The following is a 23995-nucleotide window of genomic DNA, read 5'->3' on the forward strand; positions in this document are numbered from 1 at the left end:
ACTAACAATTTGTATGCAACTTGCTTATGTTTATTTCATATAATAAGCCTGGAATCTATTAGAGGTTATGGCCGGCGCCACAAGCTCTCTCAGCCTTTTCTGTAGTTCAGAAAGAATTACAAAGCTTGCGATCAACAACGCGAACATTATTTCTTCCGCAAAAGCAAATATGCTCTGTAGCTATCCGATGATGCATTGCCATCATAGCCTGTAAATTGGGTTACTATTAGTTTTGCATCCATGAACTGATTGCTGCGGATAATGCTTAACTCGCCGTTATGCACAATATCATCTGTAGCTAAAGAATTATCGTACTTGGTTCTAACCTCTTGCAATAAAGAATCAACCGGGAATTGCAAGGCAGCCGTATTGCCGGCGCTTACGATGCAATATTGTTGATTTTTTTTGACGGAAATATCCAGGCTGTCAATTTTAAATTTTTGCTCATCGAGGTAATATTCCAGTGGCACTACATAATCATAGCCGGAAATGTTTACCACATCGTTCTTATTGCCGCCATAGATAGTTACCGGGATCATAAAGTCCTTATCAGTAGATTCTATGTTCAATATGGCAAAGCCTCTGTCTGTGAGCTTATCGCGCACTTCATAGTGCCGGCCGTACTTGTGCTTTACCGGCATCGCAATGATAGAGTCTTGCACCGCCGCCAGATCAGTTGGGGTAAATGGCTGCAAGGCCGTAAGGCCGTTCATTCTTACCAGGTATTTAATGATAGAGGTTGTTTCTTGTTTTGCTTTTTTTGAATTGTTGTGCATGTAAACTTTTAATCTTTTTTGCTGTGATCTTTTAGACACCTCAGATGCACTCAAAGGGCCCAGGGCTGCAATCAGCGCCACAACCGCTAAAGACAGCGGAATGATTTTAATGCTTTTTGCCCGGCTGAATAAAAAGTAAAGGGTAATGGCTGAAAGCCACACAGCAAGCGCAATCAGCGCATAGCGCTCAATGGTAATGCCGTAGTCAGATACTCTTTTATAAACGGCCAGTGACAACAATACAATCAAAGGGACCATCATAATATAAAACCATTGAGAGAACCACCGGATCCACCGGTTGCCTTCCGTATCTTTGATGGGGTAGATGAGCAGCAACGACAATATGCCAAATACCGTATAAGCCAGGATCAGCGTGGAAACATATCCGTTGGGCAGTTGCCATTCTACTAAAATCTTTCCTTCATACAGCAATAGGATGCCCAGGTAAATGATCATGAGCGGTATGAGTACATACTGGGTAAATATCTTTAAGCCTTTAGGATAGTAGTATTCACGAGCGTGGTGTGTGTTCACATCCGGTATGCTGGAAAGAAAGAATAAGGTATTGAAGCCTATGGCTACCAGCAGGAATATTCTCATGTAAACCGTATCTTTGATTGATACACTAAAGAGCTCTTTCACTGCAAACACCGCAAGATAAAGCCCCATCACTATTACAAAGGAATACAGCGCGGCAGTGAGTAAACGCAGAAAAAGCGTTTTATTAAAATGCCAGAAATGTTCAATAGCGCCCTTTTGCACGAAAGCCGCAAATGATACCGAAAGATGAAATGCCAGCGCGAGGAATACCAGGATGTATGCATGAGCTTGTGCTATCCAGGGATCGAGCCACAGCGTAATAAAAAAACACAGCAACAGTGCTGCCAACTGTAATAAAAAACTTTTCCACCGGCTGTAACGACCGGCTTCAGCAAACAACAAAACAGATAAAGACAGCACCAGTGAAAGTCCGCAAAAGATCAGCATGCTTATAAGAGAAGTCTGTGTAAATTGCCGGCCTGCCAGTACGTACGCAATAGCTGCTGCTGCAACAACCAGTACGGATTGCAGGGGAAAACGTTCTGTTATTTTCCTGGTGCGGTTCAATAATTCGCTGATTGATATCCATTTCATCCGTATATTTTTTTAATATTCTTTAATGGTTGCTGATCGCTGGATTGTGTTTGGGTAACAGGCTGTGTTTCTCCGTTCAAATCCTGTATAAAATTAAATAATATTATTGTAGATATTTATTTTACTGCTCAATAATCTGCATCTTCTTCATCAGGAATGTGGCGCTTTTGTTGCGGCATACGCCATCAAGCAGCTTGTAGTCGAAGTGCAACTCATTCTCTACTATATTTACCTCGAACCTTTTATTCATAATACTTTCAGGAAAATCTTCCTTGAGCCTGCATACCTCTATATCATGTGTGGCTATAGCGCCGGTAGCCTCGTTATGTAATAGCTTTTTGATCACGCCGATTGTGCCGGAGCGTTTGTCGTCGGAGTTAGTGCCGCGCAATATCTCATCCAGCAAAATAAAACAGCGTTCCTTAGTTGTATGGTCCATGATGTATTTTAACCGGCTTACTTCAGCAAAGAAGTAGGAGGCGCCTTCGCTTAAAGAATCAGACAGGCGCATGGAAACAAGCACACGCAGCGGGTGCACCTGTGCCGCTTTGGCACAGACTACCGAACCCATCGACGCCAGTACCATATTTACTCCCAGGCTGCGCAGGAAAGTACTTTTGCCCGACATATTGGAGCCGGTAAGCACCAGAAAGTTGTGTTTTTCAAAACTGATATCATTGCAAACTCTTTTGTCCTCGCGGATTAGCGGGTGTCCCAATGCCTCAAAGGCAATTATGCTATTTTTATTTATTGCCGGGAAAACATACGCTTTATTGTTAAAAGCAAAGTTAGCCAGGCTGTTGAGCTTCTCTGTTTCGCCGATGACATCCAGCCACTGCAATAAAAAACCTGCATTCAGTTTTTTCCATTTCAATACAGCCCTGTATACATGCACATGGTATTGAAAAAAACCGTTAAGTACAATCAGCGCCAGCACATTGGCAATGGTGTTCATCTGCCCGAACAATTTACCAATGTTTTTTAACTGTACACTTGCGAAGCGGCCATTAACCCTGAGCTTAGCCTGTAAGCCGCGTAAGTAGCTGCTTTCGAAATTCCGGGCTTCTATTTTTTGCAGGAGCAATACATATCTTTGCAATACCGTTTCTATTTTGTCGAAACGATTATTCTCCTTCAAGATATGCTTCAATACCGGTGAAGCAATCAGGAGGTTTAATAAAAAACCATACTGAATGTAGCGGAGCGTTGGCAGGTCAAAAAAAGCATAGCTCGCAAAACAAATCATGATGCATGCAGGAATGATGTACGATGCTGCGTTCACTAATGTGTTGATGGTTGCCGGCTTCCGCCCTGTCCAATCTGCAAGGTTCTTATAAGCTTGTTTATCTTTTGAAAGCAATGCCAATGCAAGTACCTGCTGTCTCCATTCCACGTCGTTGGTAAGTTCTTTTACTGCGTGCTGATGCGCCGGAATATCATCAGTGGAAAGGTGGTTGGTAAAACCTTTTGCCAGGCTTTGCAAACCCATGGAAGTACCTGTGCGGTTCAGGTGCTGAAACAGGGATTTATCTCCAAAAATATCCAGGTCAAAACTATAGGCATGCTGGTGATCAACAAATGCTGCACCTCCCGAATAATACAGTGTATGGTTTTCAAAGAAATCAATCTCCCTGTCGTTTATTTCCCGGAGTTTTTTGGCCAGCTGCAAACGAAAAGATATACGTTGATGGATGCGTACCAATACCAGGAATGCAGTCAGGAATACAACACCCGTCATAAGCCAGCCGGATGTTTTGGTGTCGAAATATTTATACGCGGCAAAGAGAGCGGCCAGTAAACTAAGCAGGCGCGCCATGCTCAGCAGGTTAAATGATCTTTGAATTTTTTGTTGCGCTGTTGTATACGTATTGCGCAGCAGGATATATGCTTCTATCATAATAGCGTTAAAAATAGTACATATTTCAGAAGAATCTTAGTTTAGCGTTAACAGGCAATTATTACAAAATAATTATATCTTCGCTTTAATGAAGCAGTTCCTCAACAAAATATCGATCTTGGTGGTCATGCTGGCTACCCTGGTTTTGCAGGCAGAAGCACAATGTGCTATTTGCACCAAAACTGCCATGCAAATGGGCGAAGGGCCGGCCAAGGGGCTGAATGCTGCCATTCTTTATCTTATGGCAATACCACTTACCATTCTATTCTTCATTGGCTACAGGTGGTACAGAAGAGAAAATGCCATCCGTAAAAAAGAGCAGCATCCTTAAAATAATAATCCCAGCAGCAGGCAAAACAATACAATAAACGGCGCTTTGATTTTTGTATAATTTAATACAGCAAACGTGCCTGTAATGGTTATTATATTTAACCAATGAACGATCTTTCCATCTGTAAGGTCGATGGAAATATCTTTGAACAGGTAAAAGAAGGAAGCAAAGATAATACCCACAATAGCTGCATTCACGCCTTCCATAGCCCGATAGATCACCGCATACTTCTTCAGGTTGTTCCACACAGGGAAAAAGAAAAGCACCAATAAAGTTGATGGCAGAAAAATGGCCACTGTAGCTATCACACTTCCCTGCAACTGGCTGCCGGGGCCACGGTCTTTTGCCGCCATGCCACCTACAAAAGAGGCGATGGAAAACGTTGGGCCCGGAACGGCTTTAAGCACCCCATAGCCTGTAAGAAACTCTTGCTTATTGATCCTCAGCCTTTGTGTGTCAGAAACTTTTTTCGGATTTTCAGGTCGCACAACATACTGCTCATACATCATCGGCGTAAGCACATCGCCACCGCCGAAAACAAGCGATCCGAAGCGGTAAAAGTTCTCAAACAGGTTAAATTTCCAGCGGTTTTCCCAATTGTTTTTTCTTGAGGTTTCGGAAAGATACCCGGCAACAGCAAAAACTGCCAGAAACACCAGTATATTGCCCCACCTGATCTTGCGCGGAGGCGTACCTTGCTGCGGTATACGTTTTCTGCTGAAGCAGGTGGCCAATCCGGATAAGAGCAGCATACCCGGGAATACCCAGGGCACTTTAAAAAACAGAAAGGTGATTATCGTTACTATCACCAGAATAATTCTGGTAATAGGATTGTGCACAGAAATGCGCATGAGCTTGTAGCCGGAATAGGCGATAAACCCTATCGCCATAGGGTTGATGTATTTAAAAAGGGAAGCAGTGTCAATAGCCTCCTGATCAAAATACACCAGCAGGAAAGAGAAAGCGCCCATCAGCGTACAGGCAGGCAACAGCCACATGATCAGCGACAGGATGGAAAGCAGAAAGCCGCCGCGTTTGTAACCGATAAGTGTTACCAGTTGCGTAGAGGAAGCACCCGGCAACATCTGGCAGAAGGCATTGTACTCCATCAGCTCCTCTTCGGTTACATCTTTTCTTTCGTTCACAAACGTTTTCAGCATCATGGCCAGGTGTGCCTGCGCTCCACCGAAGGCGGTAATGCTGAACAGGAAAACCGATTTTAAAAAGTCCAGATGTCTTAAGAGTTTTACAAACTTCACTATTGGCTGATTGCTGACAAATAATATTATCGGAGCATTTTTACTTTCACAAGCCCGATCTTTGTTTCTGAAACGCTGATGATATCAAACACATAGTTGTCCACGATCACGCGCTCTTTTTCTTTGGGTATACGCTTGTTCTCGCGGATAATGTAGCCCGAAAGTGTTTCGGATTCTTTCTCCGGGAAATCAAAATCGTATTTTTCATTGAGCCGCGCAAGCTCTATCCTGCCGGAAAAAATAAATTCATTTTCCGAGATTCTCTTCTCTACGTAGTTGTTTCTGCCGAACTCATCCTGTGCTTCGCCGAAAAGCTCGCGTATGATATTGTCTACAGTAATGATGCCCGCAGTGCCGCCAAACTCATCTACTACCCATGCTACGCTTTTTCTTTCTTTAGAAAAACGGTGCAGCAGGTCTGTCACAGATTTTGTTTCGGGCACAATAAATACCGGCATAAGGATACTTTGCAGGTCTGGCGGATTCTTGAAGAAATCCATCATCATTACATAACCCAGGATGTTGTCAATATTGTTTTCATAGACCACCATCCTGCTTTGCTTGCTTTCTATGATCTTCCGGAGTGCAGTATTGATGTCGGTTTTAATCTCAAGCCCTGCAACTTCTGTCCTGGGCGTAAGGCTCTGCCTTATCTTCAGCGAAGGAAGGTACAGCGCATTTTCAAAAAGATGGGTGTTTACTTCCAGGTGGTTCATCTCTTCTTCTTCCTGTTCGTCTGAAGATGCGTAGTATCGCTGCTCTGCGTTGGTAGAGCCAAAAGCATGTTTTTCCTGGTTGATCTTTACATTGAACAAATACTTCAGAATGCCGTTGGCAAAGTTCTGGGTCATGTTTATGATCGGGTTGAAGATCTTATGGAATCCGTTGAAGGTAAAAAGCAATGCATACAATAACTTGTCATTGCGGTTGAAAATGACTTTTGCCAGGAACTTACCGAAAAATATAATGAGGAAAGAAGATAAAAATACATTTACCAACAGCGTCAGGTAAATATTATCAAACCGTATAGGCAGCCACAAACCCGAGGTCAGCAGTTGGTTGAAGAAGAACGCGTACATTACGGTGCACAATACAATCCCGAAATAGCTGGTAGAAATGAACAGGTGCTTATGGTCTACAAATTTTCCCATAAGTAGCCCTTCGGATGTGCCCTGGTTGCGTCTTAATTCAACGTTTAACCGGTTGGAACTTACAAATGCAGATTTCATGCCTGCGAAGAAAAGCATCAGCAGCAAAGAGACTACAATACCAATAACTAAGAGTACATTAGATATCTGTTCCGGCACCATTGGGTTAGCTGTTTAGATTGATGCAATATACAGATTATTCTTTTAAGCTTTCAATCCCGGCCGTATTTATTGTGAAGGTAATGTGCTGTCGGCTACGGATGTCTGGCTGTCGTAAACCTGGTCGAAGTGATAACTGCTGAAATCCTGTTTGGTGCGGAAGCCACGCCCCTTGATCAGGGAAAAAGGAACTTTCTGGAAAAACCAGATGGGTTTGTCGGTATAGAGCTCCTCTGTTTTCTGATCCCACCACAGCTCAGATGTGCGCATAGTATCTCCCTTGATGTTGTAAAACACCACGCTGTCGCGCAGGAAAACTTTGGAATCGTCCACAAAGTATTTGCCGTACTTAGCTTTTAAAAAGCTCTCCGGTATGGGTACAAGCTCGTTGTAAAAAGTTACAAAAAGTGAATTGGGGAAAATAGTTGCAGCGCTGTCTTTATCGCGGCGGATCATGTAAGGCGCTTTCAGCCTGGCTTTTACCATGCCGCCAATGCTCAGGAAACTCTCAATGTCCCTGCCTTCCTCAATATTTTCTTTGCCTTTGCCCAGGTTCTGCACCTCTTTTATATCATTTTCACAGGAAGCCAAAAAGAAAAAGCTGCCTATACATAAAGCAGCTGAAAGAAAAATATGGTGAAAGCCTTTAGTCATATCTTGATTTTAAGAACCAGATATCGCTCAGAGAAAATCCTACGGAAATTTTATAAAAGTTCTCTGAAACATTATTCCTGTTAGAACCTCTTCTGCCTATTTCAAACGCTGTGTTTACCACAGATTTCTGGTTGCTGTACATTTGCTTGCGCAGGTTAAATCCAAAGCCAAATGTTACAGCCATTATATCATAGCCATCTTTGGAAGTGTTGCCAACGTTGATGTAGTCTTTACCATAATACCCGCCGATGCTGTAGCGCGCTGTGGAAAATAAGCTGGCCCCACGCAAGGGATCTGGAATAAAATAGCCGCCGGCACGGATCATCCAGCTATTGGAAAGCGCTGTATCTGCAATATTCTCCACATCGCGGTATTGAGACCAGTTGGTGGTATTGTACTCGGCCCCGAAACCGTATTTCTGTACACCCATCAGGTATTTATTAAACATAAATCCACCGTTTAAGCTTGTAGGCAGCGTTACTTGCCCTTTGCTGTTTTCTTTAAAGCTGATGGTATCTATTATTCTAGGGTTATCGCCATATTGGTCATCCGCGTTAAAACCGATCTTGTAGTAAGCAATTTCCCGGCGTGCATTTAATTTTTGTGATATAGAACCGTTTACACCCAGGTCAAGGTTGTAAGTTGAGCGTATTTTAGAAACAGGATCTGTAACTTCTTTTAATTTAATAGTATACTGCATACCTGCGTCCCAGGTAAAGCCCCTGTAAATGGTCTTTATATTTTTAGAAGATGTCGCATACTGAAAGGTATCGTTGCTAAGGGAGGTGAGTGTAGAAATATCTTTTTTACCGAAGTTATAAGCGCCGTTCACGCCGATCCTGAAGTCGCCGAAAGCTTTGCCCACGCCTAAAAATACCTGGTTAATACCGCCTTCGCCTAAATTGCGACTGTTGAGCGTATCTAACTTCACCGGTTGGGGGCCTTGCCTCCATTGGGTACGGGTGCTAAGGCTATAACTCACTCTTGTAACAGGCTTTATCCCTAAGGCTATACCCATGCCAGACTGTGCGATCGGGAAAGCCAGGGTAAAGTAGGCAGGCATCAGGTTGGCAGAGTTATATGCTTTGGACGGATTTACACTTTTCAGCGTACGCATGTCGCCTATAATACCGAGGTCATAGTTCACATTGCCCCCCTGCCTGTTGGGCTGGGTTCTTAAAATGCCATAGCTGGCAGGATTGGCGGGATTGAGTGAAAGAGTGCCAATGTTAGGATTAACGAGATGCAGGCTGTTGCCCTGAGCCGAAGTCATGCCGCCGATGGCGCGGTATTGTGCAGATTGTGAAGGAAATAAATCGCCCAATCCATAACGCGAAAACGGTGAATTTTCCTGGGCCTGAGTGTTCACAGCAAGCAAAATGGCCAGGCATGCAAATAAAAAATACTTTTTATTTTGAATTGATTTTACTGATAGCATATAAGCCTTTATAAATTAAATGTGGGTCTGCAAATATCCTGTTTTTTAAATGAGGCAGGAAAAATGAGGCATCGCCACCGGTTAAAAGCACGTTAAATTTAGTGTATTTCTCTTTATATAAATCAATGATACCGTCAATTTCTTTACTGATGCCTAATATCACACCGCTTTGAATATTGGTTTTGGTATCATAACCGATCAGCGGAAAATTCCATTCGGGCTCTACCAAAGGAAGTTTTGCCGTAAACTGGTTCATGGATTTCATGCGCATGTAAAGACCGGGAGAGATGGAGCCGCCGAGAAATTCACTGAATTTATTGATAAAGTTAAATGTAATGCAGGAACCAAGGCCTATCACCAGGTTGTGCTGTTTGGGAAACCTGGCAACAGCGCCCATCAGCATGGCCCACCTGTCTGCACCTACTGAAGGTGCCACGGTGCGCGATGGCACGTGTATAGGCAGGTTGCTCTCATGCGTTACCAGGTGAAAGCTGGTAGTTTGCTTCAGCAGCTCTTCCACCTCTTTGTCATGGTCTATAACGGATGAGAGAATGGAATACTTCGGTTTAAATTCATCTACAATGTTGTGCAGATCGGCTAACATGTCATCGCCAAGTACACGTTCTTCCACCAGTTGATCCTTCGACATGATACCGCATTTGTAGCGGCTGTTACCGAAATCAAGACACAAAGTATTGGATGGAGCGCCGAATAAATTCATAAATGATGGGCAAATTTCGTTTATTTAAGTGAAATGCCAAAAGATTAAAAAATATGGCGTGCCGTACCCGTGTGTAACACCTCAACGACTCAACGACTAAACAAATAAACAATCCCAAAAATAACAATACACCCCACGCATCATTCATTCACCACATCAAAAGCATCGCGCAGGCCGTTGCCAAGCAGGTTGAAAGCCAGCACCAGTATCATAATGGCAATGCCGGGAGCCAGCGCCAGCATCGGGTTGTTGGTAATAATGAAATTATAATTTTCCTTGATCATGAGTCCCCAACTCGGCTGCGGCGGCTGCACGCCCACGCCCAGGAAGCTGAGCCCTGCCTCAATTACAATGGCAGAAGCGAAGTTGCTGGCGGCCATTACCAGTATAGGGCCTAAAATATTAGGCAAAATATGCCGTACGATGATCCTGAAATTGCTGAAGCCCAGCACCTTGCCGGCCTCTACATATTCCAGCTTGCGGATAGCCATCACCTGGCCGCGTACCAGGCGCGCCACGCTTACCCACAGTGTGAAGCCTACCGCCACGAACACCTGCCAGAAGCCTTTGCCCAAAATAAAGGTGATGGCAAACACCAGCAGCAGGGTGGGTATAGACCACACCACATTTACAAACCACATGATTATATTATCTGTGCGGCCCCTGAAATAGCCTGCCAGCGCGCCCAGCAGTATGCCGAGCGTCAGCGAAATAATTACAGCAATCAGGCCTACGCTGAGGCTTACTCTTGTGCCTACAATCAGCCGGCTGAATATATCCCTTCCGAACTTATCGGTGCCGAAATAAAATTTGCGGTGAACCACCTCGGGGCTTGCCAGGTCTTTTACAGGTATAGCGATAGTTTCGTACACATCCACATCAATAAATTTGCCTGCATAAACCGTATCGCCGCTTTGGCTGATGCCTTTCACAGGCACCATCACAAAATCATCGGGCTTTCCGCTGAGCAATCTTTTGAAAAAGCCGGGTTCTGAGGCAGCCACCGGGTTTTTTACCAGCAAAAAATCTGAAGAGAACCCCGGCTTCTTATTGGCGATTTCCGGGATCATGCGGTTGGCATTCGGGGAAGTGTCGGGAGCAATAAAGTAGGCAAATACAGCCAGCACACAGGAAAGCAGTATCACGGCAAGCCCTGCTACGGCGAGTTTGTTCCTCTTTAATTTGTGCCAGACTACATTATGGGCGCCCTTTTTTTGTTCCACGCGATGAAGATATACTAATTCAAGTTTTCTGAAAAATGTTTGAACTTTTAATTAATTCATGACTTTTTGAGCTACTTTTGTGGCATTCTTTACAATAAAGCGACTGTGGCTTATTGTTAATGCCGTAATTTGCGAGCTGATTAATTTAAACCATCCCTGAAAATGAAGAAACTGCATATCGTTATTCTTGTTGTGATCGGCGTAGTGATAGCCTTACTGATATCTCAGATGGGCAATGTATCTACTTACGAAACCATTGCATCTGCCAAAGAAAAACAGGGCAAAACCGTAACGGTGATTGCAAAACTGGACAAACAATCTTTGAATTATAATCCCGCTGTAAACCCCAACTACCTTACATTTAAAGCTATTGATACGCTTGGCGCTTCCATGAATGTGGCTTATTATTTTGAAAAGCCGCAGGATATTGAAAAAAGCGAGCGCATTGTTTTAAAAGGCCAGATGGATGAGAACGGTATATTCCAGATCAAAGACCAGCGCGGCATACTTTTAAAATGCCCGTCAAAATACAAAGATGATCCCAACGCATTGCAGGAGGAGATAAGTGCATCATTGTAACGGCGAACATTTTCTTTCAAACTAACTTACCACCTCAGGAAATGAATTTTATCGGAGAAAATCTTTTACCGGGACAGATTGGTTATTTTTTAATCACTTTAGCTTTTACCGGTTCCATTGTTGCTGCCATTGCTTTTTTTAAATCCAATGCTGAAAAAGATGCACTGCTTAAAAACAGCTGGTTCAACATTGCCAAATGGTCATACCTGGCAGCTTCGGTATCCATAGTGGGCATTATCCTGTGCCTGCTGTACATACTTTTCAACCATCTTTTTGAATATGAATATGCATGGAAGCACAGCGACAGGTCTTTGCAGATGGAGTATATACTCAGTTCGCTGTGGGAAGGCCAGGAGGGCAGCTTCCTGCTCTGGGCTTTCTGGCATGCAGTGCTGGGCCTGGTGATTATATTTAATAAAAACAGGTGGGCGGCAGGCGTTGCAGGCGTTATCAGCATTGCACAGGTTGTGATCATGTCAATGGTGCTGGGTATTTATTTCGGCGATTTCCAGATAGGCCACAATCCGTTTATTCTCATCAGGAATTCAGGAATGCTTGATGCTGCACCCATATTTTTCGATCCTAAAACCGGCGCTCTGAGGGCAGATTACCTCTCCATGATACAGGATGGCAACGGTCTGAACGCAACCCTGCAAAACTACTGGATGACCATACATCCGCCCATGCTGTTCCTGGGTTTTGCGGCTTGCATAGTTCCTTATGCGTATGCTTTGACCGGTTTGATAAACAAGGATCATTCATGGACACGCCCTGTGCTTCCCTGGGCAAGCTTTGCGGCTATGTCCCTGGGAGTGGGCATTATGATGGGCGCTGCATGGGCATATGAAAGCCTTAACTTTGGCGGGTACTGGGCTTGGGATCCGGTAGAGAATGCTTCACTGGTTCCCTGGCTGATATTGATTTCAGGATTGCATACCAACCTGATTTATGTGCATGCAAAATATTCACTCAAGAGCACATACCTGTTTTACATCCTGAGTTTTATCTTTATTATTTACTCAACCTATCTTACCCGCAGCGGTGTGCTTGGCGATACTTCCGTGCATTCTTTCACAGGCAATGATATGAACTGGCAACTGCTTACTTTTATTTTTGCCTTCCTGCTGCCGGGCATTTATTTCCTTATAAAAAGATGGAAAGAAATTCCCACCATCAGCAAAGAAGAGAACATGTACAGCCGGGAGTTCTGGATGTTCATAGGCTCATTGATATTATTTATTTCCGGGCTTATCATTATCGGTAAGACCTCTATGCCGGTGTTCAATAAAATATTTAAAACAAATATTGCGCAGCCGGAAGATGTACTTTTCAGCTACAACCAGGTGCAGATATTTATTGCACTACTCATTGGAATTCTTACGGCAATCACACAATACTTTAAATATAAAAATACACCCAGGGGATATTTTGTAAAGAAAATAATGCTGCCCACCATTATTTCTGTGGTAGCGTCTTTGCTGATAAGCATCTTCGGAAATATAAACTACACCCAGCACGGTGCCGGCTTCCTGATGGCGATACACCTTGCCTTGTTTGCATCGATCTATGCAGTAGTAGCCAACATCGGTTATATTTTTATTGTGCTGAAAGGCAAAATAAAAATTTCAGGAGCTTCAGTGGCACATATCGGCTTCGGGATGATACTGCTGGGCGTATTGTTATCTTCTTCCAAAAAAGAAATCCTCAGCATCAATACCACATTCAAGGTGTTTGAAAAAACCAAAGATGAAGACCCCGCAGAGAATATTACTTTATTTAAAGGCGTGCCAACGGATATGGGTAAGTACATGGTCACTTACCTGAATGATTCCATCAACGAGCGTGACAGGAAAATGTATTTCCACATTCACCTGGAGACCAAAGATGGTAAAGAAGAATTTGACCTGTATCCTTACGTACTTAAAAACAACAAAGGCTCTGAAGGCTTCGGCGCCACGCCCAACTCCAAACATTACTGGCACAGCGATATCTATGCTTATGTAAGCGCTTTTCAGCTTGCAACGGCTGATACGGCTTCTTTCAGGAATGTGGAAGTAGCTGTGGGCGACACTACTTTTTACTCCAACGGTATGCTGGTGCTCAACAACGTGGCAGTGAATCAACCGGCCGATAATATTCCAAAGCTTAGCGATAACCAGATGTCTATGACTCTGGATATGACGGTGATTTCAAAAACAGGAAACAAATATCCTATTAAGCCGGGCGTGGTAGTGAATAACGGCAATGAAATAGTGCAGATCAGCGATACGGCTGCCTCACAAGGGCTTGTAGTGAAGTTCAACAAAGTTTCCAATACGCAAAGCGGCAAACTGGAGATAGGCATCAAAGAAAGCAATACACTCAGCGATTTCCTTACACTTAAAGTGATCAGGTTCCCGTTTGTGGGCGTATTATGGCTAGGCATTATTGTAATGGCTATAGGCTTTGTGCTGAGCATGTTTCAACGTGCTTCCAGGCGGTCAAATATTTAAAGCACATGCAGGAAGTACTCAATTTTTTAAAAGCACTGGCGCAAAACAACAACCGTGAATGGTTTGCGGCTAACAAAGATAAATATCAATCAGCGGCAGAAGCAATCAAAACGCTTACCGGTGATATTGCAAAAAAGCTGGCAGCAACCGATAACATTAGCGCTGTAAAAACATTCCGCATATACCGCGATGTACGTTTCTCTAAAAACAAAGCGCCCTATAAAACCAATTCCGGAACAGTATTTTACCGCGCAGAGCCTGCACTTAAAGGCGCCTATTACTTACACATAGAGCCGGGTAAAAGCTTTATCGGCGGCGGCTTCTGGCATCCGGACCCAAAAGATGTACAACGCATCCGGAAGGAGTTTGAGCTGAACCCCGCTGAAATAAGAACCATTGTTTCCATGCCTGCTTTTAAAAAGTTTTTCGGCAATATCACCGGTGATGAATTGAAAACCGCGCCCAAAGGTTTCGACAAGAACCTGGAAGCGATTGACCTGATCAGGAAAAAAGAATTTATTGTGATGCGGCCGCTGGCTGACAGGGAAGTTATAAATCCCGGACTTGTGGAAGATATACTTGATACTTACCTTGCTATGCGCCCCTTCCTGGATTATATGACAGATGTGCTCACTACCGATTTAAACGGTGAATCTGTTGTATAGTATTTTGCTATCTTTATTTTATAAAAACCACTAAGCTGGTTTGTTTTTGATAGTTGGCAATGATTAGCAAAGTAAAAATTTTTACGAATGAAACGGTATCTCAATGCCGGCAGGACAGACAGACCGGGCGTTTACAACATTAAAGATTGACAGATGAAATACTTATACATTGTGCGTCACGCAAAAAGCGACTGGCCCGCAGACACCAAAGATTTTGACAGGCCACTGTCCGCGCGCGGCATGCGCGATGCGCCCAAGATGGCGGCACACCTGCTTTCCATGGGCGTACGTATAGATAAATTTATCAGCAGCCCGGCAAAGAGGGCCATTGCCACTTGCAAATATTTTGCAGAGGCCTACCACAACAATGATATTGAAGCCGTGGATAAACTCTACATGGCAGCGCCAGAGGATTTTACAGACACCATATTGCAAATAGGAGACAGGCATGATCATGTTGCACTGTTTTCGCACAACAACGGCCTCACCTATTTTGTCAATGCACTTACCAGTGAAAATATAGGGCATGTACCTACCTGCGGAGTGGCCGCGTTCAGGGTACATACGGGCTCCTGGTCCGATTTTGTAAATGCCGAAAAAGAATTTTTATTCTTTTACTATCCTAAAATGCTTGCATAAAAAAACAGTTGAGATCGCGCCGCAGGCGCGATCTCAACTGTTTGCTATCTGTTAAAAAATATTCCGTTTAGTCTCCGAAAGCTATCCCCACACCTTTGGCGGTATGTATCATCTGGGAATCAGGCTCTACTAACTTTTGAGACCCGATAGCTTCTTCCAGCGGCACAGAGATCACCTCGAAATTGCGGTAAGCAACCATCTGGCCATATTGTTTTTCAAGCACCATTTCAAAAGCCTTTACGCCGAAAGATGTTGCCAGGTTCCTGTCGAAAGCGCAGGGAATACCGCCTCTTTGTATGTGGCCCAAAACCGTAGTACGGATATCCGCTGTAATGCCGGCAGCCTTCAACTCTCTCGCCAGCCTGTCTGCCGCACCGGACAATTTCAGGTTCTCGTTACCTATCTCTCCATACTCTTCAGCTAAAGCCGAACCGCCTAAAGGCTTTGCACCTTCAGCAATAACTATGTTGGCAAAACCTCTGCCGTCTTTATCATACCTTCTCCTGATCCTTTCTACTACTTTATTGATATCATAGGGTATTTCCGGAATAATGCAAACCTCTGCGCCGCCCGCAAGTGCTGAGTTTAAAGCTATCCAGCCGGCATCACGGCCCATTACCTCCAATATCAGTATCCTGTTGTGGCTGGCAGCAGTTGTATTCAGCTTATCTACCGCATCAGTGGCCACTTCCACGGCAGTCTGAAAACCAAATGTAAAATCTGTAGCCTTCAGGTCGTTATCAATTGTTTTAGGCACTCCTATAATGTTCATGCCTTTTTCGTACAGCTTCTGCGAAATGCGCTGCGAGCCGTCGCCGCCGATACTGATCACTGCTTCCACACCCAGTTCCTTCAGCTTATCCATCATGTAGTCGGAGCGGTCTTCAAATTCATAAGAGCCGTCTTCTTTTTTTACCGGCCATGCAAAAGGGCCGCCTTTGGTAGTAGTACCAATGATGGTTCCACCGCGATAATGTATACCTCTTACTGCATCTTTATCCAACACTTTCACTTCTGTTTCATCTTTCAAAATCCCGTCAAAGGACTGAATACTTCCCAAAACTTCCCAGTCTTTCTCTATTGAAGCCCTGTAAACGATCGCTCTGATTACAGCGTTCAGACCGGGGCAATCTCCACCGCCTGTAGCAACTAATACACGTTTCATTATTTATAATTATTTTTTCGAAGTAAATTTAATGTCACGCAAAAGTAGGAAAATAACGAACGTCCAAAATAAGATTTATATCATAAAATGCAGCCAGGTATTGATTATAATGATTATTTAACAGCAGCAGATAGTCAAATCATGATTTATAGGATGCCGCAATAACTTTAATACAACACCAAACCTTCAGACTGCCGGCATTGGAAACATCAATCAAGAAAAACCGATTAACTACCCCCCACAGATCGCAATCTTTGTGATTATTCCTGATTAATTATTTACATTTGCAACCTGCATTACAGCAGTAAAATTCCTGATATAAATGTCCATAAAAATTTTCGAATAAATTTTCAGCACACACGCTCATGCTAAGTTGCATGTAGCAGTCAGAAAAGTTAAAAATATACACATGACAGAAAAGATCATCATTCTTGATTTCGGCAGCCAATACACACAGCTTATTGCACGCGCGGCACGCGAAGCCAATGTTTACTGCGAAATTTTTCCTTACTACAAACAGTTAGACGTGCAGGATGCCAACATCAAAGGCGTTATCCTCAGCGGATCCCCGTTTAGTGTAAATGATGATAAAGCTCCCGAGCTGGACATACTTGCGCTGCAGCAAAAAGTGCCCGTGATGGGTGTTTGCTACGGCGCACAACTTGCAGCCAAAGTTTATGGCGGCAGGGTAGAGAAGTCGGATAAGCGTGAATACGGACGTGCAAGGCTTGATATAGTTCAGAGTGATGTATTGTTCAATGATGTACCTGATCAGTCGCAGGTATGGATGAGCCACAGCGATACCATCAAACAACTTCCGCCGCAGTTCGAGCTGTTAGCAGTCACAGAGAGTATACCTGTTGCAGCTTTCAGAAATACAACCGGAGCAAACCCGCTGTATGGCTTGCAATTTCACCCTGAAGTATATCATTCCACAGAAGGAAAAACGATCATCAGGAATTTTCTGGTAAAAATATGCGGCTGCGGGCAGGACTGGACACCTGCATCTTTTGTAGATGAGACCGTAGCTGCCTTAAAAGAAAAGATCGGAGACAAGCATGTGATCATGGCGCTGAGCGGAGGCGTAGACAGCACAGTAGCTGCAACCCTCATCAGCCGCGCTATAGGCGACAGGCTGCATGGTATTTTTGTTGATAACGGCGTGCTGAGAAAAGATGAATTTGAAAATGTGCTTGCCACCTACGACACGCTGGGACTGAATGTACAGGGCATTGATGCCAAAAAAATATTTTACGAGGAACTTGCCGGGGAATCTGACCCGGAGAAAAAAAGAAAGATCATCGGCAAACTGTTTATTGACGTGTTCCATGAAGAAGCGTTGAAAATAAAAGAAGCTTCTTTCCTGGGTCAGGGCACTATCTACCCCGATGTAATTGAAAGCGTGAGTGTGCACGGGCCTTCTGTTACTATCAAATCGCACCACAACGTGGGCGGCCTGCCGGATATTATGAACCTGGAGCTGGTGGAACCACTGCGCTATTTATTCAAAGATGAAGTACGCAAAGTAGGCCTGGAGCTGGGCATCCCGAAGGAAATGATCCTTCGCCACCCTTTCCCGGGTCCCGGGCTGGCCATACGTATCCTCGGCGACATCACCAAAGAGAAGGTAAAACTGTTGCAGGAAGCCGATTACCACTACATCCGGGCATTGAAAGACTATGGCCTTTACGACCAGGTGTGGCAGGCAGGCGCTATACTCTTACCTGTGAAAAGTGTGGGTGTGATGGGCGATGAACGTACCTATGAATATACACTTGCCCTACGCGCTGTGACTTCTGTTGACGGCATGACGGCAGACTGGGCACACCTCCCTTACGATTTCCTGGCATATGTTTCCAATGAGATCATTAATAATGTAAAAGGCATTAACCGCGTGGTGTACGACATCAGCAGCAAGCCGCCTGCAACTATTGAATGGGAATAGCAGTTCCGAAGCCATATAATTTTGGATCTATAATGTTTGATTTATGAATTTTCTGTGTACAACTTTGTGCCTCTTTGCGCGAGCCTTTGCGTGAAATAAAATTCTCTACGCTTTAGTCTACGACTTTCAAATCTCTCAGGATTACTCCACGCGAAGTGCGCACAGTTTGCGCCAGTTACAGAGCCTTTGCGGCCTTTGCGTGAAATAAAATTCTCTACGCTTTAGTCTACGACTCTCAAATCTCTCAGGATTACTCCACGCGAAGTGCGCAGAGTTTGCGCCAGTTACAGAAGATCGCATAGAAATTGAATCGTACGGTATGACACAAGCGGACGCTTGCGCCAGTTACAGAGCCTTGCGGCCTTTGCGTGAAATAAAATTCTCTACGCTTTAGTCTACGATTCTCAAATCTTTCAGGATTACTCCACGCGAAGTGCGCAGAGTTTCGCCAGTTACAGAATATCGCAGAGAAATTGAATCGTACGGTATGACACAAGCGGACGCTTGCGCCAGTTACAGAGCCTTGCGGCCTTTGCGAAAATAAAATTCTCTACGCTTTATTCTACGACTCTCAAATCTCTCAGGATTACTCCACGCGACCTGCGCAGAGTTGCGCCAGTTACAGAATATCGCAGAGAAATTGAATCGTACGGTATGACACAAGTGGACGCTTGCGCCAGTTACAGAGCCTTTGCGAGCTTTTGCGTGAAATAAAATTCTCTACGCTTTAGTCTACGACTTTCAAATCTCTCAGAATTACTCCACGCGAACTGCGCAGAGTTGCGCCAGTTACAGAAGATCGCATAGAAACTCAATCGTACGGTATGACACAAGCGGACGCTTGCGCCAGTACAGACTGGTAGTTTTATATAGAATTTGAAAATCTGCCCTGCCTTTTCCGATGGCCGCCATGTCTGGTGTTTTCACCTGACATCATAAACTTTTCGTTACGCTTGGCCTTTTTGCGCAAACACATTTAAAAGGTATATCCCGTCTAAGGCGCCTCCTCATTGGCCGCCGTGTCTGGTGTTTTCACCTGACATCATAAACTTTTCGTTACGCTTGGCCTTTTTGCGCAAACACATTTAAAAGGTATATCCCGCCTAAGGCGCCTCCTGATTGGCAAATCACTTATAGCGGGTTTAAAATCTGCATTTATCTACACTTCGCTAAGATGAGGAAGAACGGAAGAGTTCTGTTTCTTCTTCTCCTCGAGTAATAGGCCGGGATAAAGTGGCAAAAAAAAAAGCACCCTTACGGATGCTTCAAATTTTTTATTAAAGAGATTAAATCTCTACCGATTCATTCAGCTCATCATCAATTAAGATGCGGCCGCAGTTCTCGCACACCATTACTTTTTTGCGCTGGCGTATCTCACTTTGTTTTTGAGGAGGAATCGCGTTGAAGCACCCGCCGCAGGCGTCTCTTTCTACAGGCACTACAGACAAGCCGTTGCGGTAATTGTTGCGGATCCTGTCGAAAGAATAGAGCAACCGCTCATCCATTGATTTGCGTTGTGCTTCAATGCTTTCTGTCAGCGCTTTCTCTTCTTTGTCGGTTTCTGCAATGATCTTGTCCAGCTCAGATTTTTTCTCATTGTGCACCACTTCCTTGCCTGCTATTTTTTTCTTGAGTTCTTCCAGAGACCTTACTTTATCAGCGAGCTCATTGTTGGCATCGCGTATATGTTTTTCTGCCAGTTTGCCTTCCAGCTGCTGCATTTCTATTTCACTGTTGATGGCTTCAAACTCACGGTTGTTCTTGACATTCTCGCTTTGTGCCTCATATTTTTTTACCAGTTCAGCAGATTGGGTAATGATTGCTTTCTTCTGCTCAATAAAATCAGTCATGCCGTTTATCTCTTCTTCGATACGGGTTTTACGGTTGTTTAAACCGATCAGCTCATCTTCCAGGTCGCTTACTTCAATCGGCAGTTCACCTTTGAGTATTTGTATCTGGTCTAATTTACTGCTCAATTTCTGCAATTTTACCAGTGCAGATAATTTTTCTGATACTGAGAAGTCTTTTACGGTTGCCATATTTTTTATAAAAATATTATTTTGAGTAATGATTCAAACGTGCTGAAACCCTACAATATGCTCAATCAACTATAATAATGTATTGAATTGGTAGAGATTTCCGTTTTCAAGACGGCAAAGGTACTAAAATTTGATCGTAAAATATCAAATAAAAGTTCAATAGTATATTGTTCGCTCTCATAATGGCCAATGTCTGCAATCACAATTTTATTGTCTGCATCAAAGAATTCGTGGTATTTCACATCGGCGGTGATGTAAAAATCTGCCTGCAGCTTTTTTGCCTGGCTGATGAGGAAGGCGCCCGAACCTCCGCAGAGCGCAACTGTTTTTACCGGCCGGCCTCTGAGTTTTGTATGCCTGATGACTTGCAGGTTGAACTTTTGTTTTACATAAGCAAGAAAGTCTTCCTCGCTCATTTCCTGCCGCAGTTCACCAACCATGCCCGCCCCGGTATCCTGGCTCCTGTTGAGCAATGGTGTAATGTTGTGGGCAACCTCTTCGTAATAGCCAATATTTTTAAGGTCTTCCAGCAGCTTCTGAATGTTTACATGCTCGGGCAGCAGGCATTCAATCTTTGTTTCATGCACAGCTTCCCGCTTGCCGCCTGCTTCGCCTATCCTGGGATCCGCCTGCTCATTAGGTTTAAATGAGCCTGTACCATCATGCGAAAAGCTGCACTCTGAATAGTTGCCGATATTGCCGGCACCATTCTGAAATAAAACTTTCTTTACTTCTTCGGCGAACTTTACAGGTGCATAAGTGGAGAATTGCCTCAAAGCCCCATATTTTTCAGAAAGCACTTTAGTATTTTCAAGCCCTAAGACATCCGCCATTTTTTTACTCACGCCTTTTACCACATTATCCAGATTGGTATGTATGGCATAGATGGCAATATCATTTTTTAAAGCGGCTATTACCGTTCGTTCAACATAATTATTGCCGTTAAGTTTTTTCAAGCCCGAGAAGATTACCGGGTGATGCGATACGACCAGGTTGCAGCCTTTATGTTTAGCTTCCTCTACCGTGGCTTCAAGGGTGTCCAGCGTGCACAGTACGCCGGTGCATTCCCATTCCGGGCTTCCGGTAAGCAGGCCGCAATTGTCGTAGCTCTCCTGGTACACAGGCGCAGCAAAGCTTTCCAACACATGGACAATATCTTTTATCTGCATAGGTGCTTAATGTTTCAGGTAAAGGTCTTTGGCAAAAATATCGTCATAGCCTATAGAAAAGTCCTGGTGGTCTGTTTTATATACATCGAGCAGGCTCCTGACTGCGTCGCGTCCGGTTTTGCCAATCTTGAAAGAAAAAGAATTTACATAAAATAAAATATGCTCTTTTATCACATCTTCACTCATTTCCTGTGCATGCTGTTTTACATAGTCAGATAATTTCTCCCTGTCGTTTACATAGGCATGCTCCAGGCTGGATGTGATAAGGCTGTCTACTTTTTTCATTACATTCACAGGAATGTTCCTGCGGGCCACAATGCCGCCTAAGGGTATTGGCTGGTGTGTCTGCACTTCCCAGTAATCGCCAAGGTCCAGCACCCTGTGCAAGCCTTTATCGGCATAGGTAAAACGGCTCTCGTGGATAATAACGCCCAGCCCATTGCCCTGCAAAACAAAATCTTCAATCTCGTGAAATACTTTGTATACTTTGTTTTTAGCCTCCGGGAATGCTTTGGAAAACAGCAGGTTTGCTGTGGTGTTTTCGCCTGGGATAGCAATGGTATAGTTTTTTATGTCTTCTAATTCAATAGGCTCTTTAGATATCAGTAAGGGGCCAACTCCGTTACCTAATGCGCCGCCGCCGTTTAATACAACATAATGTTTCAACGCCTTAGGAAGTGCGCCATAGCTGATCTTAGAAAAGTCAAGCTTGCTCTCAAAGGCCCATTTATTCAGGGTTTCCACATCTTCAAGCACAGGCTCAAACTCAATACCTTCCGTTTCAATTTTACCGTTTACCAACGCATCAAAAATAAAAGTGTCGTTAGGGCAGGGGCTGAAACCAAGTGTGTATCTCATTCGTATATTTTTAGTTTTTAATTTTTTACCGATCGTTTTCCGCAAATTTCCTCTACAGGAAATTGTATGCTTCGCTTTCATCTACGTATTTAATTTCTAATACGGCCTTAGCATAGCTGGCAAATTTACGTGTTAATTTTATTTAAATAATCAATAATGATATTTGTCATATTCTCCAAAGTCTGTTGTATACGCCATTGAGACTTGTCACGTACACCTACTTGGTTTGATATGCCCCTGATCTGTAAAAAAGGAATTTTTCTTTGCAGGCATACGTAGTGAAACGGCGCTCCTTCCATAGATTCTATTGAGGCGTTGTATTTATTTTTCAAATGCATTATGCGGTCTTCCCGCGTAGTGATCTCATCTACGGTCAAAGCTTTTACGGTAGGGATGTTGGTAATATTGTACTGTTCGAGCCAGGGGTTGGGCAGTTTTTTTAGGGTAAAAGGAAAAGCGTCAGCATCGGCAAAGCCATTATCAAAAATATCTTTCCATTCGCCGTTCTCTTCCACGCCCAGCGAGCCCAGGCAATCACTTTCAGCCAGTACTACTTTACCGATAGCTGCCTGTGTGTCAAAAGTTCCTGCGATGCCGCACTGGATCAACAGGTCGGGTGTCTGCTCAAACAATAATTTTGCAAGTGAAAAAGCGCTCTGCAGTATACCAACGCCGGATGTATGATAGGTGACAGAAATATTGCGGTTGATCTCTGCTGTGCGTTGTACAAGCAGCTTTGATTCCAGAGCCGTTGCGGAAGTGATAATAATATTCATGCCCGTCAAAAATAATGAAAATCACAAACGCCGGCAAAGGTTTAAACTTTTATTTACCTTTGCAAAAATTTCAACACGGAAATGTTTTATTTAACGAGAAAGGAACAATTTAATTCAGCACATAAATTGTATAATCCTAATTGGAGCAGGGAAAAGAACGAGGAGGTTTTCGGGCCCTGTGCCAATGAAAACTGGCATGGCCACAACTTTGACCTTTTTATTACAGTTAAAGGCAAGCCTGACCCGGACACCGGTTTTGTAATGAATGCCAAAGACCTGGGTGCAATTATTAAAGATAAGATCATAGAAAAATTAGACCATAAGAACCTCAACCTGGAAGTAGATTTTCTCAAAGACAAATTGTGCAGCGTGGAAACAATCGCTTTCGGCATCTGGAATGAAATGGAAAAATGCCTTCCGGAAAACGTGCAAATGCATTGCGTGCGCCTGCATGAAACACAGAAGATCTATGTAGAGTATTTTGGTGAATAAAACAGTAGAAAATGAACAGAGTATCGGTTTACAGAGTAGAACATTTTAATGCCGCACACCAGTTGAACGTGAATAGCTGGCCGGTAGAAAAAAATAAAGAAATTTTCGGCAAATGCAACAATCCTTTATTTCACGGACATAACTATGAAGTGCATGCGCGCGTTACCGGCGAAGTAGACCCTGTAACGGGCTATGTAATAGACATGAAAATTCTGGGCGAAATCTTAAGTGATGTGCTTTTAGAGTTCGACCACAAAAACCTGAACCTGGACCTGGAAGAATTTAAAACACTGAACCCTACTGCAGAGAACATCATCATTGTATTGTATAACAAGCTGAAGAAACGTTTAGACCCTGCTTTAGACCTTCACCTCCGCCTATATGAAACCGACAATAACTTTGTAGAATACCCTGCATAAGATCTTTCTAAAACTTA

The 23995-nt window shown here is 43.7% G+C and carries 21 protein-coding genes; 8 read left to right on the plus strand and 13 right to left on the minus strand.

From position 1 onward, the window contains the following. Window positions 1-146: 146 nt before the first annotated feature. Window positions 147-1910: a DUF4153 domain-containing protein gene (locus OD355_RS02295; protein WP_263036829.1), complete on the minus strand. Its 1764-nt coding sequence runs from the start codon at window positions 1908-1910 to the stop codon at window positions 147-149. Between the two features lie 121 nt (window positions 1911-2031). Continuing rightward, entirely contained in the window at window positions 2032-3807 is a 1776-nt protein-coding gene (locus OD355_RS02300; protein ID WP_263036830.1) for a MutS-related protein, read from the minus strand. An 88-nt stretch (window positions 3808-3895) separates the two neighbouring features. On the opposite strand from OD355_RS02300, the gene OD355_RS02305 reads away from it, so the two are divergent. Continuing rightward, on the plus strand, window positions 3896-4138 hold the full coding sequence (locus OD355_RS02305) for a hypothetical protein (protein WP_263036831.1): 243 nt from the start codon (window positions 3896-3898) through the stop codon (window positions 4136-4138). On the opposite strand, the gene chrA is transcribed toward OD355_RS02305, so the two are convergent. The 6 genes from chrA to OD355_RS02335 all read right to left on the minus strand — a co-directional run bounded on the left by chrA (window position 4135) and on the right by OD355_RS02335 (window position 10740). Continuing rightward, the gene (gene chrA / locus OD355_RS02310; RefSeq protein ID WP_263036832.1) at window positions 4135-5397 is read right to left on the minus strand and encodes a chromate efflux transporter; all 1263 of its coding nucleotides are present in this window, start codon (window positions 5395-5397) and stop codon (window positions 4135-4137) included. The genes OD355_RS02305 and chrA overlap by 4 nt on opposite strands. Window positions 5398-5423: 26 nt before the next feature. Beyond that, window positions 5424-6707 carry a hemolysin family protein gene (locus tag OD355_RS02315; protein ID WP_263036833.1) on the minus strand — a complete coding sequence of 428 codons (1284 nt, stop codon included), beginning with the start codon at window positions 6705-6707 and terminating at the stop codon, window positions 5424-5426. Between the two features lie 66 nt (window positions 6708-6773). Beyond that, the gene (gene lptC / locus OD355_RS02320; protein WP_263036834.1) at window positions 6774-7358 is read right to left on the minus strand and encodes an LPS export ABC transporter periplasmic protein LptC; all 585 of its coding nucleotides are present in this window, start codon (window positions 7356-7358) and stop codon (window positions 6774-6776) included. Beyond that, complete coding sequence (locus OD355_RS02325) at window positions 7351-8796, minus strand: hypothetical protein (protein ID WP_263036835.1); 1446 nt, start codon at window positions 8794-8796, stop codon at window positions 7351-7353. Before OD355_RS02325 ends, lptC begins: the two co-directional genes overlap by 8 nt. After that, window positions 8768-9517, minus strand: coding sequence for a type III pantothenate kinase (locus OD355_RS02330; RefSeq protein WP_263036836.1), 750 nt, complete (start codon window positions 9515-9517; stop codon window positions 8768-8770). The genes OD355_RS02325 and OD355_RS02330 overlap by 29 nt, the downstream gene beginning before the upstream one ends. Before the next feature lie 140 nt (window positions 9518-9657). Further along, a complete protein-coding gene (locus OD355_RS02335) occupies window positions 9658-10740 on the minus strand; it encodes an ABC transporter permease (protein WP_263036837.1) in 1083 nt (360 codons plus the stop codon). A 162-nt stretch (window positions 10741-10902) separates the two neighbouring features. Here OD355_RS02335 and OD355_RS02340 point away from each other — a divergent pair, with 162 nt between their 5' ends. The 4 genes from OD355_RS02340 to OD355_RS02355 all read left to right on the plus strand — a co-directional run bounded on the left by OD355_RS02340 (window position 10903) and on the right by OD355_RS02355 (window position 15115). Then, complete coding sequence (locus OD355_RS02340) at window positions 10903-11319, plus strand: cytochrome c maturation protein CcmE (RefSeq protein ID WP_263036838.1); 417 nt, start codon at window positions 10903-10905, stop codon at window positions 11317-11319. A 41-nt stretch (window positions 11320-11360) separates the two neighbouring features. Next, window positions 11361-13811, plus strand: a complete 2451-nt coding sequence (gene ccsA, locus OD355_RS02345) for a cytochrome c biogenesis protein CcsA (RefSeq protein WP_263036839.1) — start codon at window positions 11361-11363, stop codon at window positions 13809-13811. Window positions 13812-13816: 5 nt separating this feature from the next. Continuing rightward, window positions 13817-14476 carry a DUF2461 domain-containing protein gene (locus OD355_RS02350; protein ID WP_263036840.1) on the plus strand — a complete coding sequence of 220 codons (660 nt, stop codon included), beginning with the start codon at window positions 13817-13819 and terminating at the stop codon, window positions 14474-14476. 153 nt (window positions 14477-14629) lie between these two features. Then, a complete protein-coding gene (locus OD355_RS02355; protein WP_263036841.1) occupies window positions 14630-15115 on the plus strand; it encodes a SixA phosphatase family protein in 486 nt (161 codons plus the stop codon). A gap of 67 nt (window positions 15116-15182) precedes the next feature. Here the strand turns inward: OD355_RS02355 and OD355_RS02360 are convergent, their stop codons facing one another. Next, window positions 15183-16280 (minus strand): 6-phosphofructokinase, encoded by a 1098-nt coding sequence (locus OD355_RS02360; RefSeq protein WP_263036842.1) that lies wholly within the window; start codon window positions 16278-16280, stop codon window positions 15183-15185. A gap of 409 nt (window positions 16281-16689) precedes the next feature. Between OD355_RS02360 and guaA the strand changes: the two genes are divergently transcribed. Beyond that, window positions 16690-18225, plus strand: coding sequence for a glutamine-hydrolyzing GMP synthase (gene guaA, locus OD355_RS02365; protein WP_263036843.1), 1536 nt, complete (start codon window positions 16690-16692; stop codon window positions 18223-18225). 1286 nt (window positions 18226-19511) lie between these two features. Here the strand turns inward: guaA and OD355_RS02370 are convergent. From OD355_RS02370 to mqnB, 4 genes are all read right to left on the minus strand, one after another. Further along, the gene (locus OD355_RS02370) at window positions 19512-20264 is read right to left on the minus strand and encodes a zinc ribbon domain-containing protein (RefSeq protein ID WP_263036844.1); all 753 of its coding nucleotides are present in this window, start codon (window positions 20262-20264) and stop codon (window positions 19512-19514) included. A 65-nt stretch (window positions 20265-20329) separates the two neighbouring features. Further along, on the minus strand, window positions 20330-21433 hold the full coding sequence (locus OD355_RS02375; RefSeq protein WP_263036845.1) for a Nif3-like dinuclear metal center hexameric protein: 1104 nt from the start codon (window positions 21431-21433) through the stop codon (window positions 20330-20332). Window positions 21434-21439: 6 nt separating this feature from the next. Beyond that, window positions 21440-22291: a 1,4-dihydroxy-6-naphthoate synthase gene (locus tag OD355_RS02380; protein ID WP_263036846.1), complete on the minus strand. Its 852-nt coding sequence runs from the start codon at window positions 22289-22291 to the stop codon at window positions 21440-21442. Between the two features lie 125 nt (window positions 22292-22416). Beyond that, window positions 22417-23067: a futalosine hydrolase gene (gene mqnB, locus OD355_RS02385; RefSeq protein ID WP_263036847.1), complete on the minus strand. Its 651-nt coding sequence runs from the start codon at window positions 23065-23067 to the stop codon at window positions 22417-22419. Window positions 23068-23148: 81 nt separating this feature from the next. On the opposite strand from mqnB, the gene OD355_RS02390 reads away from it, so the two are divergent. Beyond that, a complete protein-coding gene (locus OD355_RS02390; RefSeq protein WP_263036848.1) occupies window positions 23149-23559 on the plus strand; it encodes a 6-pyruvoyl trahydropterin synthase family protein in 411 nt (136 codons plus the stop codon). Window positions 23560-23570: 11 nt separating this feature from the next. Next, window positions 23571-23978 (plus strand): 6-pyruvoyl trahydropterin synthase family protein, encoded by a 408-nt coding sequence (locus OD355_RS02395; RefSeq protein ID WP_263036849.1) that lies wholly within the window; start codon window positions 23571-23573, stop codon window positions 23976-23978. The last annotated feature ends 17 nt before the right edge of the window (window positions 23979-23995 follow it).

The organism is Haoranjiania flava, assembly GCF_025631005.1.
GTDB lineage: Bacteria > Bacteroidota > Bacteroidia > Chitinophagales > Chitinophagaceae > Haoranjiania > Haoranjiania flava.

Coding starts and splice junctions, on each gene's coding strand:
- OD355_RS02380 (WP_263036846.1), bottom strand. CDS start 22,291: ATGAGATACACACTTGGTTTCAGCCCCTGCCCTAACGACACTTTTATT.
- OD355_RS02330 (WP_263036836.1), bottom strand. CDS start 9,517: ATGAATTTATTCGGCGCTCCATCCAATACTTTGTGTCTTGATTTCGGT.
- OD355_RS02305 (WP_263036831.1), top strand. CDS start 3,896: ATGAAGCAGTTCCTCAACAAAATATCGATCTTGGTGGTCATGCTGGCT.
- OD355_RS02370 (WP_263036844.1), bottom strand. CDS start 20,264: ATGGCAACCGTAAAAGACTTCTCAGTATCAGAAAAATTATCTGCACTG.
- lptC (WP_263036834.1), bottom strand. CDS start 7,358: ATGACTAAAGGCTTTCACCATATTTTTCTTTCAGCTGCTTTATGTATA.
- OD355_RS02300 (WP_263036830.1), bottom strand. CDS start 3,807: ATGATAGAAGCATATATCCTGCTGCGCAATACGTATACAACAGCGCAA.
- OD355_RS02355 (WP_263036841.1), top strand. CDS start 14,630: ATGAAATACTTATACATTGTGCGTCACGCAAAAAGCGACTGGCCCGCA.
- OD355_RS02350 (WP_263036840.1), top strand. CDS start 13,817: ATGCAGGAAGTACTCAATTTTTTAAAAGCACTGGCGCAAAACAACAAC.
- ccsA (WP_263036839.1), top strand. CDS start 11,361: ATGAATTTTATCGGAGAAAATCTTTTACCGGGACAGATTGGTTATTTT.
- OD355_RS02395 (WP_263036849.1), top strand. CDS start 23,571: ATGAACAGAGTATCGGTTTACAGAGTAGAACATTTTAATGCCGCACAC.
- OD355_RS02340 (WP_263036838.1), top strand. CDS start 10,903: ATGAAGAAACTGCATATCGTTATTCTTGTTGTGATCGGCGTAGTGATA.
- OD355_RS02295 (WP_263036829.1), bottom strand. CDS start 1,910: ATGAAATGGATATCAATCAGCGAATTATTGAACCGCACCAGGAAAATA.
- mqnB (WP_263036847.1), bottom strand. CDS start 23,067: ATGAATATTATTATCACTTCCGCAACGGCTCTGGAATCAAAGCTGCTT.
- OD355_RS02360 (WP_263036842.1), bottom strand. CDS start 16,280: ATGAAACGTGTATTAGTTGCTACAGGCGGTGGAGATTGCCCCGGTCTG.
- OD355_RS02375 (WP_263036845.1), bottom strand. CDS start 21,433: ATGCAGATAAAAGATATTGTCCATGTGTTGGAAAGCTTTGCTGCGCCT.
- OD355_RS02390 (WP_263036848.1), top strand. CDS start 23,149: ATGTTTTATTTAACGAGAAAGGAACAATTTAATTCAGCACATAAATTG.
- OD355_RS02315 (WP_263036833.1), bottom strand. CDS start 6,707: ATGGTGCCGGAACAGATATCTAATGTACTCTTAGTTATTGGTATTGTA.
- OD355_RS02325 (WP_263036835.1), bottom strand. CDS start 8,796: ATGCTATCAGTAAAATCAATTCAAAATAAAAAGTATTTTTTATTTGCA.
- guaA (WP_263036843.1), top strand. CDS start 16,690: ATGACAGAAAAGATCATCATTCTTGATTTCGGCAGCCAATACACACAG.